This window comes from Clostridium ganghwense (assembly GCF_026735165.1).
GTDB lineage: Bacteria > Bacillota > Clostridia > Clostridiales > Clostridiaceae > Clostridium_H > Clostridium_H ganghwense.
Genome location: NZ_JAPQES010000001.1, coordinates 1,312,705 through 1,328,264, shown reverse-complemented (window position 1 = coordinate 1,328,264; position 15,560 = coordinate 1,312,705). Strand labels below are relative to the sequence as shown.

The following is a 15,560-nucleotide window of genomic DNA, read 5'->3' as shown; positions in this document are numbered from 1 at the left end:
ATAGTTTCTTTATTCAAGAAGCTCTTTTACTATTTCACGTAAATTAGAGGTTTCGAACTCTATTCCCTTCTCAGCTAAATCATTTTTTAACTCTTTCATAGATTTATTCACATCAGTATCTTCAGGCAAATTACATTTTTCCAATAGAAATTTTACATCAATATTAAATTCTTCAGCAACATCATTTAAAGTCATATATCCTTTTATGTTGTCAGAGTTTAATATACCATTTTGAGTAAGGGTTTCTTTATTAGATAGAGAAGTTTGAAAATTACCTATTGCAGCATTACTTCCTACAACTAAGGCTAAAACTGTGATAACAACAATACCCATTTTATTTATAGATAATGAAGTGTTACCTTTTTTCATTTCAAGAGTTTTATCTACTGGACACCTTGTTATACATTCTCCACAGGATATACATTCAGTGCTTGAAACAGATTTTTCAGAGTGAACATCAAGTCCCATAGGACAGCTTCGGGTACATGCTTTGCAATTTACACAAGTAGACGTATTCTTTCTAATTTTAAATATTCTAAGAGGAGATGTTATAGCTAATGCTGCTCCAAGAGGACAGAAATATCTACACCAAGCTCTCTCAATGAATAGTGATGATATTAAAAGTGCTATTAATATAATAAGACCTATCAAGAATTCTTCAAATATTTCGGTACCAGCACTTAAATGCATAAATGCTGCCCAAGGGTCGTATGTTCTTATAACCAGTTCTCCAGCTTTATATGTTGTAAATAATACTACGAATAATACAACGTATTTAGCATATCTTAAAATCTTATCTACACTTTTATTTATTTTAATTTGCTTGATATTAAGTCTTTTACCTAGTTTTGTAATTAAGCTTTGAATAGTTCCAAGAGGACATATATATCCACAGAAGGCTCTACCTAAAACAAAGGTTAAAATAACTACTGCTATTAATAATATAAATGCTGATGGTGTTACTCTATTCATGTATGTTCCATCTTTAAAAAGAGTAGGTAAAGTTTCTAATCCGCCAAAGGGACATAGTGCATCTACAGAAGCAGAACCGTCAGGACCTCCCCCTTTAATTTGATGCATTACTGCTGCAAAAGGTGCAAAAATCAAGAAAAATATTGATATTATCCATTTTAATTTATTTTTCATTTTTAATACCTCCTAAATACCTTTTATAATTAGGCTATGTTTTAAGAAATTGTTGATTTCGTATAATATCGAAGACAATTCTAAATTTAGTATAACTAATGCAGCTAAAATTTCCTAACTCACATAGCTCAAACAAGGAAATTTCTTAACGCTTCATGAGTTAAACTAAATAAGAATTGTAACCTCTCATTATAATGAACTCAACAATTTAAAACACAGCCTTAAGCTACTAATGGAAGTTTTAAAGGAATGTTGTTTACATTCTTTTAAAACAGAGCCTATAATAAAATGATAATAAAGTATTTTGATAAGATTATGTTATAAGTGTGATGAAATTGTGAAATTTTAAAATGGCTTTAATTTATGAATAAAAAAATGAGTAACCCAATAGTTAAATAGGATTACTCATAATAGTATGTTATTTATATATATCTGAAAATTCCATTTCTATATTATCTATTTTAGTGGCAGCAGCATAATCAATTGCTTTAGTAGGCATACTAAATGATTCAGCTAAAAGTTTTACAGGTAATTTTATAGTAAATTCACTACCTATATTTAGTTCACTTTTAACAGTAATTTCTCCACCAAGAATATCTACAAGAGATTTAACAATAGATAGACCAAGACCGCTTCCTTCACTTTTTCTAGTAAGAGATTTATCTATTTGCCTAAAGCGTTCAAATATTATATTTTGTTTGTCTTTTGGAATACCTATTCCAGTATCTCTTATAGAAATAATAATAGAATCACTTTTATCATATACATTTATAAATATTTTTCCAGGTGATGGAGTGAATTTAACGGAATTAGAAACAAGATTTAATAATATCCGTTCAATTTTATAGGAGTCACAAGCCATAATTTTTTCTTCTATATCTGTATCAAAAGTTAAAGTTAATCCTTTAGATTCAATAAATTCTGCTATAGATAAACTTATATTTTCTACTAATTCTACAATATTTTCATTTTTTAAATTTAAATCTAAATATCCAGTATCAATTTTAGTAATATCTATAAGGTTATTAGTTAGTCTTATTAGTCTCAAGCAATTTTGTTTCATAGTGCCTATATATTTTTGCATTTTTGAGCTAGTTTTTTTAAACCCTTCTTTAGAAGAATTGTTAAGTAAAATAGTTAGTAATTGTAAAGAACTATATAAAACATTTAAAGGAGTTCTAAATTCATGAGATAAATTAGCAAAGAATTCAGATTGAAGTTCATTATATTTTTTTGCATCATTTAATAATTTTTGTTTTTCTTCAACTTTTTTTTGAAGAGTTTGAGCTTGTCTATGCTCTGTAACATCTTTAAAACTCCAAACTCTTCCTATGATTTTATCATTTTGAATTAAAGGTGTGCTGTAGCGTTTAAAAATTCTATTGTCTTTAAATAGTAAAGAGTCAGTTACTTCTTTATTTGTATTACGAATAGAGTTTATATTACTTTTAAATTTATCAGGTTCCTTTAATCGGTTACAAACAAGATTTATTAGTGCATCATTGTCATATTTTTTTACACTAAAATCTTCTGGTAATTCCCACATTTCTATAAATCTCTTATTTACGTGAAGTATACTTCCTTTTAAAGATACTACAAGTATTCCATCTCCAGTTGAATTAAGTATAGCTGTTAAAAGGTTTTGATTAAGACGAAGTTCGTTTTGTTTTTTTAGCAGTTCAGCATTATTTCTTTTTATGTGCTTATCCAAAATATTAGCCAAAAAGGTAGTGCTTAATAAAGATAAGAAAAGAAAAATAAAATTTAAGTGTTCATAATTCTTAAATGGAAAAATAAAAAAACATAAATCATAAAAATATATAGCAGTAATAGCTGCGCTAATTAGAGAAACAAGAAGTCCTCCTGTAAAAGTTGAGTAAAGAATACTTATATAAAATATAGAATACAAAGTTGGAATTTTAACAATAGTATATATATTTAATGTAAATACTGTTCCTATCAATAGTGTAAGAATAGGTCCACTAATTTTTAATAAACCTTTGTTTCTCAAAATTATATTTTTAATTGGATTAGAATTTTTCAATATACCACATCCTTATATACGCTACTAATAATATTACTAAATGTTTAATGTATATTTCAACAAAATTAAATAAATACCTCCTAAAAAGTAAAAAAATATCATAAAAATGAAAAAAATGACGTTTACCACATAAAAAAACCATAATTTGGGGATATATTAACAGTATATATATAAATAAGAATATATTGGTTACAGATTTATTAAGAATTGATAGTATTGATTTTCAATTTCATCTAAGACTTTGAGAGCTTATTTTATCTTTAGCACTATATTAATTGTAAAAAAAAGGATAAAAATTTGTTTTTAATATTGAACATTATTTCAAAATATTGTAATATTAACATATATATACTTTTTTTATTGAAATTAACATGAATGGTGGTGAAGAAAATGCTAAAAAAAGAAATCTTAGCGATGATTTTAGCAGGTGGACAAGGTACTAGATTAAAAGTATTAACTAAGAAAAATGCAAAACCCGCAGTACCTTTTGGCGGTAAATACAGGATTATAGATTTTACCTTGAGTAATTGTTCAAATTCAGGAATAGATACTATTGGAGTATTAACTCAATATCAACCACATAGACTAAATGCCCACATAGGAATAGGAAGTCCTTGGGATTTAGATAGGAATAATGGGGGTGTAACTATTCTTCAACCTCATATGAAAAATGATGGTGGAAATTGGTATATGGGTACAGCAGATGCTATCTATCAAAATATGTCTTTCATTGATAGATATAATCCAGAAAATATTTTAGTGTTATCAGGAGACCATATTTATAAGATGGACTACTCTAAAATGCTTAAATTCCATAAGGAAAAGGCAGCAGATGTAACCATTGCGGTTATTGATGTTCCAATAGAAGAGGCTAGTAGATTTGGTATTATGAATACAGAACCTGATAATAAAGTATATGAATTTGAAGAAAAACCAGAAAAACCAAAGAGTACTAAAGCTTCTATGGGGGTTTATATATTCAATTGGAAAATTCTAAGAAAGTATCTTGTAGAAGATTCTAAGGATAAAGAGTCTAGTCATGATTTTGGTAAAAATATAATACCAAAAATGTTGAATAGTGAATTTAGTTTATATGCATATCCTTTTGAAGGATATTGGAAAGATGTTGGTACAATTCAAAGCTTATGGGAAGCAAATATGGATTTACTAAATCCAGAAAATCAGTTGAATATCCATGATGAAAGTTGGAAGATATATACAGCTAATCCAACAAAGCCTCCTCAATATATAGGTAATACTGCTAAAATAAATAATTCTCTTGTAGTTGAAGGATGCAGTGTGTTTGGAACTGTAAATAATTCAGTTTTATTCCCAGGAGTTTATGTAGGGAAAAATACCATAATTGAAGATTCTGTTATTATGTGTAATACGAAAATTGGAGATAACGTAATTATAAGAAAATCCGTAGTTGCTAAACGAGTCACTATAAGAAGAAATAGTGTAATAGGTAATTCTGAAGAAATAACGCTTATAGGTGATGATGAGGAAATAAAAAGCAATTCTATAATCAAATAATCAGGGGGTGAAGTGATGACTAATGATTATATGGGAATTATAAGTTTAAATGAAAATGATGAACATATAAAAAGCTTAACAAGTGCAAGACCTTTAGGAGCAATTCCTATAGGGGGAAGATATAGAATAATAGATTTTGTGCTTTCTAATATGGTAAATGCAGGATTAACAAATGTAGGTGTATATACTCAAAGTAGGTCAAGATCTTTGATGGACCACTTAGATTCAGGTAAGGATTGGGATTTGGATAGAAAGATTAATGGATTATTTATCTTTAATTTTAATTGTTCAAATTCTGTTACTAACGATATAAATCTTATAAAGGAAAGTATAGAATATCTTTGCCGTAGTAAGCAAAAAAATGTTATATTTTCTTCTTCAAACATGATTTGTAATATAGATTACAAACAAGCTATTGATTTTTATGAAAAAGAAGGAACGGATATAACTATAATATATAAAAAGGTAACAGACGGTACTAAAAACTTTTTAGATTGTAATGTATTAAATATAGACGAGAATAATGCAGTTAAGAGTGTAGGAAAGAATACTGGAATTAAGGATAAATCTGATATATCTATGGATATGTTTATAATGAAAAAAGAAACTCTTATAAATATTCTTAATGAATGTGTTTCAACAGGATGCTGCGAATCTATAAAAGACTATATTTACATGAATGCTAAAGATCTAAACATTAATGCACATGAATTCAAAGGTTATTTAACATGTATAAATTCTACAAAGACTTATTATAAATCAACTATGAGCATGCTTAATCCTAAGATTTGTAGAGAATTATTTTTTGATGGAGCACCTATATATACTAAAGTAAAGGATGCACCACCAACTAAGTATTCTTCAAGCTCTCAAGTAACAAACTCTTTAATAGCCAACGGATGTGTAATAGAAGGAGAAGTAAAAAATTGTGTGATTTCGAGAAATGTTATAATACATAAGGGAGCTAAGCTTGAAGATTGTATTATAATGCATAACTCTGAAATAAAAGAAAATGCTAAATTGACAAAGGTTATTATTGATAAAAATGTGGTAATTCAAAAAAATAAGGAACTGAAGGGAGATAAGGAATTCCCAGTAGTAATAGAAAAAAGTCATTATTATGATTCATTTGTGAAATAAAAATTAGGCATGTGAGATTACTTTGACAGGTATAAGTGTAAGGTTATAAACCAATTTATTACTTTTATGAAATATTATAACTTTATATATCTCTAAAAGTAATTTTGCATGCCTTTTGGTATTTTTTTCTTGAAAAATTTAAATTCAAAAATATTGACAGATAAATTATTTGAAGATATAATTTAAATGAACAGTGTTCATTTGACGTTTTTAGGAGGGGTAAATTGGCTAGAGTAATTGAAAATCCTAGAGAACTCATTTTAAATGAGGCTAAAAAAATCTTACACAATGAAGGATTTGCTAACATCAGTATTAGAAGAGTTGCTAAGGAATGTAACATTGCAGTAGGAACAATATACAATTATTTTCCAACTAAAAAAGAATTAATTGTAGAGATGATGACAAATTTTTGGAAGGAATATTTTTATAATATCCAAAGCATAGTGAGTTCCCAGGAAACCTTTTATGTAAAGCTTAAAAGTATATTCAACAATCTTGCTGAGTTTATAAAAAGATTTAGAGAGGTTTGGTTGAATAATGAACTTTATTCTTCACCTGATTATATAGAAAGTGGTTTAGAAAAACAAAACATTTATATTCATAAGCTGATTATAATCATAGAAGATTTGCTAAAAAAAGAAGTAGATAATCATAGTCATGAAATCACAAAAAAACTTAATTCATATGAATTGGCAAGTTTTATTGTTATGAATTTTATTTCAATGATACAAATGCCATACTTTGACTATGCATTATTTGAAAGTATATTAAAAGAGTTAATCCAATAGATCATATCTAAAAAGAGATATGATTTTTAAATGAACTCAAATGAACAATGTTCATTTGACGAAAATAATTAAAGGAGATGATTTATATGAAGTATTTTGAACCAATTTTTCATGTGTTTTATTTAGGCGTAGTATTTTACATGTCACTTAAAATGATTTCTGCTGGTAAGAACAATAAACTTATAAAATTATTTGGAGTTATGGGATTTACATTAGGGGCTGGAGACTCATTTCACTTGATACCAAGAATATATGCTTTGTTAACTACTGGATTAGAAGCAAATGCAGCAGCTCTAGGGATTGGAAAGCTTGTTACATCCATTACAATGACATTATTTTATGCAATTCTTATTAAAATTTGGGAAATAAGATTTGATATAAAAGAGAATAAAGGCATTAGAGTGTTTGCAGGAATATTAGTTGCATCAAGAATAATATTAACCCTTATGCCTCAAAATCAATGGACACTATATGATGCTCCAGTTAGCTGGGGAATATATAGAAATATACCTTTTACAATCTTGGGAGTTTTAATAGTTTATTTAATTTTAAAGGAAGCAGTTAAGTATAAGGATGAGGCATTTAAAAAGATTGGAATAGGGATCATAATATCATTTGCATGTTATTTGCCAGTTGTATTATTTGCTACCACATATAGATTAGTTGGAATCCTTATGATTCCTAAAACACTTGCTTACTTGTGGATAGTATATATTGGATATAGAGAGATGAATAATATGGTTTTTGATTCAATAAATTTAGAACAAATTATTTAATTTCCTATTTTAGTTTTTAAAGTTTTTTAGAATTAAATTTAGAATTTTGATATTTAATTATAAGCTTGTCTAAATATTGACTACAATTTATAACTTCTATATCAGTAGGCTTTTTATAGTCTAAAAGTGTGTATAGAAGTTTTTTTACATATTCAATTTTTGAATCTAATAACTTCAACTTAAAATTATATTTCATAATAAATATGATGCCTTTCTTTTAAATTATTACAAGAATTTTATATTATAATTAACCATAATCAATACACTTATAGGATAATATTGAAATTATACCATAAAATCAAATAAAACACTTATTTAAATAAAATAATAAGATATTGTTAAATAGAATTTCTCAATATATGATAACACTTCCATAGCATAGTGCATAGTTTGTTGGTAGATATAAATATCTTAAAGGGGAGAAACTGAATGGATTGCTATCAATCCCTAACACAACATGCAAAATCTAATTTTGTACAAAATCCAAGTTTTGAAAGAGGATTGTCTAATTGGACTTCTAATAATGTAACAATTGCAAATAATAATGCTTTTGAGGGAACGGCATCAGCACGATTAGGTCCTGGTATTGCTAGTTTGCACCAAGATATTCCTATAAATATGAATTCAAGGGAAAAATCATATTTCTTGTTTGGGTTTGCTGTTCAAGCACCAGTAAACGTTAATCCAGGAAATCTTATAGTAGAAATAGAGTGGTTAAATAGTACTGGTGCATCTATTGGTATTGGTTTAAAGCTTTTTATAGCTAACAATACAACAGGTACGCAGATATCCTGGTTAACCTACTCTGATGTAACTGAGATTATTCCAAACAATGCTAAGAAAGCTCGCATTATATTTAGTAAATCAGTGGGGGAAGATAACCCGAATGATGTTTTAGATATAGATAAGATTTTCATGGCTAAAGTAAGAGTGTAGGAAGAGACTTTATTAGCAAATCTAAAGGGGGATGTATTATGGCAGATGTGAAGTTGAAATCAGATATTATTAAAGATCTTTTTAGCAGGGTAGGATGCAATAATCAAGCTACAGGAGAATGTTCTCATGCTGAAGGTAAAGGAACGGAAGCAAGTGGCTTAGCTTCTCATTCAGAAGGCGGAGGAACAAAAGCAATTGGAATAGAATCTCATGCAGAAGGTGAAGGTACAAGAGCAATTGGAGACGTTTCACATGTAGAAGGCATTAGTATAATGGAGGAAGGAAGCTTAACTCGTACAACAGCAAATGGTTTAGCTTCTCATGCAGAAGGTGGAGGTACAACATCAAATGGAAAGTATTCTCATGCAGAAGGCAAAAAAACAGAAGTATCTGGACAGGGTTCTCATGCAGAAGGTGTAGAGACAAAAACAAGGGCAGCAGGTTGCCATGCAGAAGGTATAGAAACAAAAGCAGAAGCATGGGGATGTCATGCAGAAGGTTTCAAAACAACAGCAGGTTTGACAGCAGATGAAGAAGGACAAATTGTTCTCGGTGGAAATTATTCTCATGCAGAAGGTCATGAAACAAAAGCAAATGGAGAAGCTTCCCATGTAGAAGGTTTTAGAACAGAAGCAAAAGGTAGTTCTTCTCATGCAGAAGGTTCTCATACAATAGCAGAGGCAACTGATTCTCATGCAGAAGGGTTTGAAACAAAAGCTATGAAATTTTCCTGTCATGCAGAAGGTTCATTTACGGAAGCTATAGAAGAACATTCTCATGCGGAAGGTTATAGGACAAAGGCAGAGGGAGGCTCTTCCCATGCAGAAGGTTATAATACAAAGGCAGAGGGAGGTGCTTCTCATGCAGAAGGTTTTAATACAGAAGCATTGCGTGGAGGTTCTCATGCAGAAGGAGAAGAAACAAAAGCATTTGGATCGAATTCCCATGCGGAAGGTTATAAGACAAAGGCAGAAGGAAGTTCTTCCCATGCAGAAGGTTCTAATACAGAAGCATTAGGGGGAGCTTCTCATGCAGAAGGGGAAGCAACAAAAGCACTTGTAAGTGATTGTCATGCAGAAGGTTACAATACAAAAGCAGGGCGAGTGATTACAATTGGTGATGTTACCTATTTTGAAGGATATTATGCTCATGCAGAAGGCAATAGTACAGAAGCAAGTGGAGAAGCTTCCCATGCAGAAGGTTGGAATACAACAGCAGGAGGAGATTTTTCTCATGCAGAAGGTAGGGATACCTTAATAGAACAATTCTTTCCAGGTGCTCATATTATAGGGCAACATGGAAAAGCAAATAAAGAGTATTCTTGGTTTTTAGCAAATGGTTCAACTGATACTGAGTTTGGATTAGCAGCTAAAATTTTGAATAATGGAGATGCTGGTTTTGATGGTACGATAACTACCGGTCCTGGTAGTGCAGATTATGCAGAAATGTTTGAAACTGTTGATGGTAAATCTATTGAACCTGGGTATTTCGTTACCTTAGATGGTAAGAAAATACGAAAAGTAAATGAGAAGGATGATTATATATTAGGAGTTACTAGTGCTACTCCTTCAGTAGTTGGAAATAGTGGAGAACTAAGATGGAAAGATAAATTTATAACTGATGAATGGGGTAGGGTTCAATACCAGGATGTACTTGTTCCAGCAGTAAAAGATAAAGAAGAAAAAATAATAATTCCAGAACGTACAGAAAAGCAACATGTTTTAAATCCTGAATGGAATAATACAAAGGAATATATACCACGATTAAAGAGAACGGAATGGGCAGCTGTAGGTCTACTTGGGCAAATCCTTATTAGGGATGATGGAACGTGTCAAGTTAATGGATATTGTAAACCTAATAAAGAAGGAGTTGCAACAGATTCTAAGGAAGGCTACAGAGTCATGGAGCGTACAGGAGCAAATCAAATATTAATTTTGTTTCGTTAAGTGAATATAATTAATTGCATATAAATAAGGTTTATGACACAAAAAGTTCTTGCAAAGGCAGGAGCTTTTTTATTTTGTATGAGATGATTTTATATAGATAGTTAGCGTATAAATAAATTTTTGTAAAAAATATATTTATACAAAAAGTGACTCTTTAATATATTGATTTTAATTCTATATATTAGTAAACTAATATATAATATACTTATTATAGTAAAAATATGAATAAAAATGGGAAAGATATATGGGCTTTGTCTACAAATGACAAAACATGTAATAAAAAAGGGGGATAAGTGAAGTAGTATGTTTAATAACAAAAAATTAAAAGAAGAATTGATTGCAAAAGAAAAAGAGATATTGGAATTAAAAAGACAGAATAATATTTTGAAAGGAATACAATCTGCTATGCCTGATCCATATTATGTTAGAGATATGGATTATAATATAATTTTATGGCCAAAGGCTATGGAAGAATTGACAGGATATAATGAGGAAGAAGCAAAAAAAATTAAATGTTGTGACATATTTAAGGCAGATGTATGTAGTGACTGTCCAACACAAAAATGTGTGTTAAATAAACAGTTTTTAAAAGATGCGGCAGTAGCGGTTTGTACTAAAAAAGGAGATTGGATTGCTGCTTTAGTATCAAATGCAGGAATTTATGATGAAGATGGTAATCCGATAGGAGCAGTAGAAATAATAAAGGATAATACTCAATATAAAGATTTAATAAACTCAGTAGAAACTAATTCCGAACAAATAAGTTCCGTATCAGAACAACTTGCAGCATCTTCAGAAGAGGTAGTAGCTTTATCCAATGAAGTAAATGAGCAAACAATAGAAATTAATAACCAAACAAAACAAGGAGTAGATACTGCAATTGATGTTCAGAATAAGGCTAATAACTGTACCGAATTCGCTAATGATGTTATAGATAATATGCAATCTATTAATAAATCTATGAAAACATCCGTTGAAAAAATAAATGACTTAAAAGAAAAATCAGAACTTATTGTAAGTATAGTAACAACTATACAAGGAATTGCTTCTCAAACCAATTTGCTTGCTTTAAATGCTTCTATTGAAGCAGCTAGAGCTGGTGAACATGGTAAAGGCTTTGCAGTTGTAGCGGATGAAATAAGAAAATTAGCAGAAGGTTCAAATGAATCTGCAGGGGAAATAAATAAAACTATTGATGATATTATAAATGTTGTTAAAGAAACAGTAGTGTTTACTACAGAAACAGAGAAGAGCTTGGAAGCAGGTGAAAGTGCTATTAAAAGATTACTTGAAGTAATCGAAGGAATAAATTTAGCTTCAAATGATATGCTTCAATTAGTAAAGAAAATAGAAGAAGTTACTTCTGAAGGATCTGAAATCACTAATAATCAAAAAATGGCTATGGAGGATATAGCTAGAGCAAGTCAACATTTAGCGGATATTGCACAGACATTAAAAAATGATTTTGAATCAGAGATTAAGAAAGTAAGGCATGAAAAAATGTAATATCTAAATAAATTAAGAATTTTAATACGATTAAAATTTCCACTAAAAATTAAACTTTCCAATATATTAAACGATAAAATTTAGTAAGGGAGCTATATCCCAAAATATAATATATTATACAAGGAGGGTTTGGTATGAAAAAATTTAACAAAATTATGTCAGCTATTGTCACAGGAATATTTATTTCTTCATCTTCAACAATAGCTTTGGCAAAACCAAAGTCAAATATTGACAATGGAAGTGTTAAAAGTAAAAAAGCACCAAAAGTGGACAAGGTCAGGGAGGACCAAAAGGGTAAGCCGGATAAAAAGGATAAGAAGGATAAGAAAGAGAAGAAAGATAAATCAATCAGAACTTTAGAAAAGATAAATATTAAATTAGATAAAATTGAAAAAGATATTAATAAAATATCTATTAGAATCGATGGATATTTCAATCAAGAAGTAGAAAATGATGAAATAGAAAATCAAGAAGAAGTAAACCAAGATACAGAAGCTAGTGAATCAGAAAACCAAGAGGTAGTAAATCAAGATACAGAAGCTAGTGAATCAGAAAACCAAGAGGTAGTAAATCAAGATACAGAAGCTAGTGAATCAGAAAACCAAGAGGTAGTAAATCAAGACACAGAAGCTAGTGAATCAGAAAACCAAGAGGTAGTAAACCAAGATACAGAAGCTAGTGAATCAGAAAACCAAGAGGTAGTAAATCAAGACACAGAAGCTAGTGAATCAGAAAACCAAGAGATAGTAAATCAAGATACAGAAGCTAGTGAATCAGAAAACCAAGAGGTAGTAAATCAAGACACAGAAGCTAGTGAGTCAGAAAACCAAGAGGTAGTAAACCAAGATACAGAATCTAATGAATCAGAAGAGCAAGAAATAGAAGATGAAGATGAAGATGAAGATGATGTAGAAGATGTGGAAGAAGAAGAAAGTATTAGTGGATACAGCTTTATTGGAAAGTTAAATGCACTAAATAATAGACTTAATGCGATACAGAAACAAATTAAGTCTCCATCAAGAAAGCTTGATACTAATAGTGAACAATATACTGAAACAATTAATAGAATATCTAAACTTAAGAAAGATATTTCTAATAATGTTGAAAAGTTAGATGAGTTTCAAAGTCCTGTTTTAGAAAAATTAAGAAAAAAAGTGGAAGAACATAGGGAATATGTGCCTAAAGAGAAAGTGATTGAAACTAATAAGGTTTGGACAATAAAGTTTAATAAAAATATTGATTTAGAAACATTAAAAGGAGTTAATATATTTGTAGTTGATTCTAATGATACTATTGTTGATATTAAAGTAAGTTATGATAAAGAAAAAGGAGCTATTAGAATTATTCCTATAGAAGGATATTTGCCAGGAAACAAATATACCTTATTTATTAGTAATGATATAAAGTCAAATGATGGAGATCAACTTCAACAAGCAACAAAAGTTCAATTCGAAGCTAAGTAATAATAAAAGAGCGTAAGGTATTAATATAAGACCTTACGCTTTTTTTTATTGAAAAAATTTAATTTTTTAACTTGAATTTTTCATTAGTAATTTTAAAATTATTTTTAAGTCCAGGTGTAATATATATATCGTAGTCTTTTGTTACAAATATTGCCTCTACATTTTCCATAGAGTCTATTAGCTTTAAACCATCTTCTAAGCCTAAAGCAAAAGTTGTAGTAGATAAAGCATCTCCATCTATGGATTTATCAGATATAATAGATACACTTGCAAGGGAATTATCAACAGGGTATCCATTTTGAGGACTTAAAATATGATGATATCGCTTACCGTCTTTTTCTATATACCTTTCATAAATACCAGAGGTAACAACTGATTTGTCTGATACTTCAATAGTTCCTAAATGTTGTCCTCTTGAATCAAAAGGATTTTGAACTCCAAGCCTCCAATTTTTATTATCAGGTTTTGAACCTAAAGTTAAAATATTTCCACCTAAATTTATAATAGCGTGTTCAACACCATTTTCTTTTAAAACTCTTTCAACTTCATCACCTGCATAGCCTTTTGCTATAGCACCTAGGTCTATAATCATACCTTTTTTCTTTAACATAACTTTATTTTCTTTTTCATTTAGTAAAATATTTTTATAATCAACAAAAGGTATTTTATCTTCTATTTCCTTAGCTGAAGGTACTCTAGCCTTGTCAGTTCCTATATTCCACAGCTTTACTATAGGACCTATTGAAACATCGAATTTACCACTAGAAATTTCAGAATAGTGCTTGGCCTGTTTGATTACATAAAAAGTATCTGGAGATACTTTAACATAATCTAAGCCAGCTTTTGAGTTTACGTTTATGATTTCGCTGTTAGATTTATTAATAGTCATTTTGTTTTCAATTTTTTCTATTCTATCAAAAGCCTTTTCTAAAATATCTCTAGAAGCTTCATCATATATGGTAATCTTACAAAATGTTCCTAAGAAAAGTCCTTCCTTTGAGATAGGTTCTGGCTGTTTTTTTGTACAACCTGAGAGTAAAAGCACCAAAGTAAGTGATGTTAGAATAAACAGTAAACTTTTTTTAAACTTAAACATCTTATTCCTCCAATGTTTATTTAATAGTGTAAATATCATTAATTGACTCCCTAATTTTACTCTTTGCATAGATAAAAGTCAATTTAGAGTAAAAATCAATTACATTAATAGTTGCTCATGTAAATTTCTAATTGTACAAAAGATTTGTTTAACGATATAATACTAATGACAGTTAACAGACTGTAGCTTTTAGAAGGAGTAGATTCTATGAAGAAATTTGATAAGATAATAATAGTTTTTTGTGTTTGTATAGCTGTAGGGTTAGGAATTTTCTTCAAAGTACGCAAAAAAGCTGATTATGCCCAAAAGTATGCTGAGATTTATGTAAAAGGTAATTTGTACAAAAAGGTAATTTTAACTAAAGAAATGAAAAAAGATAGAATAGACATTAAAACCGAGTTAGGTGAAAATATTATAGAGATAGAAAATGGTGGAGTTAGAATCATAGATTCAGATTGTCCAGATCAGATATGTGTTAAAGATGGCTTTAAGGACGAGCCAGGAGATATTCTTGTATGCCTTCCACATAAAGTTGTGGTGGAGATTAAGGGAGAAAAAAAATCAGATATAGATGAAGTATCTTTTTGAGGTGAAAACTAATGAAAAAAACACAAAAGTTAACATTTATTTCTTTATTTGTAGCACAAGGTTTAGTCCTATATATGATTGAAAGAATGATACCAGTACCATTTATTACACCAGGTGCTAAATTAGGTCTTACTAATATAATTACAGTATTGGCGTTATACATGTTTGATTTTAAAGATGTATTTTTAATTATTGTTCTGAGAATACTTTTATCCACATTAATGGGAGGAAGCTTATCAAGTTTTTTATACAGCATAGCTGGAGGAATTTTAAGTTTTCTAGCAATGTATGGAATTAAAAAACTAGGTAAAGACGAAATAAGTATTATAGGAATAAGCATTGTTGGGGCAGTTTTTCATAATGTAGGACAGATAACAGTTGCAGCTTTAGTAATAGAAAATGCAATGATAGTTACTTATCTTCCAGTTCTTATAGTAGCTGCATTAGGTACAGGATTTTTCGTAGGATTAACATCAAAGTATTTACTGCCATTTATAAAAAGAATTAAGATTTGATAAAATCTAAGATAGATTTTATCAAATCTTTTTTATTTTATAGGAAATTATAAATTAGACTTTCTTAGTGAAGTGAAGCG

The 15,560-nt window shown here is 29.3% G+C and carries 14 protein-coding genes and 1 pseudogene; 11 read left to right on the top strand and 4 right to left on the bottom strand.

Annotation, left to right across the window (positions count from 1 at the left end; genetic code table 11):
- Nucleotides 1-9: 9 nt before the first annotated feature.
- Nucleotides 10-1,146 carry a 4Fe-4S binding protein gene (locus tag OXH55_RS06005; RefSeq protein ID WP_268048810.1) on the bottom strand — a complete coding sequence of 379 codons (1,137 nt, stop codon included), beginning with the start codon at nucleotides 1,144-1,146 and terminating at the stop codon, nucleotides 10-12.
- Nucleotides 1,147-1,564: 418 nt separating this feature from the next.
- A complete protein-coding gene (locus tag OXH55_RS06000) occupies nucleotides 1,565-3,190 on the bottom strand; it encodes a sensor histidine kinase (RefSeq protein ID WP_268048808.1) in 1,626 nt (541 codons plus the stop codon).
- Between the two features lie 390 nt (nucleotides 3,191-3,580).
- Here OXH55_RS06000 and OXH55_RS05995 point away from each other — a divergent pair, with 390 nt between their 5' ends.
- The 4 genes from OXH55_RS05995 (at nucleotide 3,581) to OXH55_RS05980 (ending at nucleotide 7,430) form a co-directional block, all read left to right on the top strand.
- Entirely contained in the window at nucleotides 3,581-4,726 is a 1,146-nt protein-coding gene (locus OXH55_RS05995; RefSeq protein WP_268048806.1) for a glucose-1-phosphate adenylyltransferase, read from the top strand.
- Between the two features lie 15 nt (nucleotides 4,727-4,741).
- Nucleotides 4,742-5,866: a glucose-1-phosphate adenylyltransferase subunit GlgD gene (gene glgD, locus OXH55_RS05990; RefSeq protein ID WP_268048804.1), complete on the top strand. Its 1,125-nt coding sequence runs from the start codon at nucleotides 4,742-4,744 to the stop codon at nucleotides 5,864-5,866.
- A 224-nt stretch (nucleotides 5,867-6,090) separates the two neighbouring features.
- Nucleotides 6,091-6,654, top strand: a complete 564-nt coding sequence (locus OXH55_RS05985) for a TetR/AcrR family transcriptional regulator (protein WP_268048802.1) — start codon at nucleotides 6,091-6,093, stop codon at nucleotides 6,652-6,654.
- A gap of 86 nt (nucleotides 6,655-6,740) precedes the next feature.
- Entirely contained in the window at nucleotides 6,741-7,430 is a 690-nt protein-coding gene (locus tag OXH55_RS05980; RefSeq protein WP_268048800.1) for a hypothetical protein, read from the top strand.
- Nucleotides 7,431-7,446: 16 nt separating this feature from the next.
- Here the strand turns inward: OXH55_RS05980 and OXH55_RS05975 are convergent, their stop codons facing one another.
- Nucleotides 7,447-7,608, bottom strand: coding sequence for an aspartyl-phosphate phosphatase Spo0E family protein (locus OXH55_RS05975; RefSeq protein WP_268048799.1), 162 nt, complete (start codon nucleotides 7,606-7,608; stop codon nucleotides 7,447-7,449).
- 251 nt (nucleotides 7,609-7,859) lie between these two features.
- Between OXH55_RS05975 and OXH55_RS05970 the strand changes: the two genes are divergently transcribed.
- The 5 genes and pseudogenes from OXH55_RS05970 (at nucleotide 7,860) to OXH55_RS20195 (ending at nucleotide 13,281) form a co-directional block, all read left to right on the top strand.
- Nucleotides 7,860-8,366, top strand: coding sequence for a hypothetical protein (locus OXH55_RS05970; RefSeq protein WP_268048797.1), 507 nt, complete (start codon nucleotides 7,860-7,862; stop codon nucleotides 8,364-8,366).
- 38 nt (nucleotides 8,367-8,404) lie between these two features.
- Nucleotides 8,405-10,312 carry a peptidase G2 autoproteolytic cleavage domain-containing protein gene (locus tag OXH55_RS05965; RefSeq protein WP_268048795.1) on the top strand — a complete coding sequence of 636 codons (1,908 nt, stop codon included), beginning with the start codon at nucleotides 8,405-8,407 and terminating at the stop codon, nucleotides 10,310-10,312.
- Between the two features lie 303 nt (nucleotides 10,313-10,615).
- Nucleotides 10,616-11,023 (top strand): annotated as a pseudogene (locus OXH55_RS20205) (PAS domain S-box protein); the annotation flags it as partial.
- 228 nt (nucleotides 11,024-11,251) lie between these two features.
- The gene (locus OXH55_RS20200; protein WP_418921832.1) at nucleotides 11,252-11,818 is read left to right on the top strand and encodes a methyl-accepting chemotaxis protein; all 567 of its coding nucleotides are present in this window, start codon (nucleotides 11,252-11,254) and stop codon (nucleotides 11,816-11,818) included.
- A gap of 1,154 nt (nucleotides 11,819-12,972) precedes the next feature.
- Entirely contained in the window at nucleotides 12,973-13,281 is a 309-nt protein-coding gene (locus OXH55_RS20195) for an Ig-like domain-containing domain (RefSeq protein WP_418921831.1), read from the top strand.
- A gap of 58 nt (nucleotides 13,282-13,339) precedes the next feature.
- Here the strand turns inward: OXH55_RS20195 and OXH55_RS05950 are convergent, their stop codons facing one another.
- Nucleotides 13,340-14,377 carry an FAD:protein FMN transferase gene (locus tag OXH55_RS05950; RefSeq protein WP_268048790.1) on the bottom strand — a complete coding sequence of 346 codons (1,038 nt, stop codon included), beginning with the start codon at nucleotides 14,375-14,377 and terminating at the stop codon, nucleotides 13,340-13,342.
- Between the two features lie 207 nt (nucleotides 14,378-14,584).
- Between OXH55_RS05950 and OXH55_RS05945 the strand changes: the two genes are divergently transcribed.
- Together OXH55_RS05945 and OXH55_RS05940 are read left to right on the top strand one after the other, a co-directional pair.
- Nucleotides 14,585-14,965 (top strand): NusG domain II-containing protein, encoded by a 381-nt coding sequence (locus tag OXH55_RS05945; RefSeq protein ID WP_268048788.1) that lies wholly within the window; start codon nucleotides 14,585-14,587, stop codon nucleotides 14,963-14,965.
- A gap of 11 nt (nucleotides 14,966-14,976) precedes the next feature.
- Nucleotides 14,977-15,480: a Gx transporter family protein gene (locus OXH55_RS05940; RefSeq protein WP_268048786.1), complete on the top strand. Its 504-nt coding sequence runs from the start codon at nucleotides 14,977-14,979 to the stop codon at nucleotides 15,478-15,480.
- The last annotated feature ends 80 nt before the right edge of the window (nucleotides 15,481-15,560 follow it).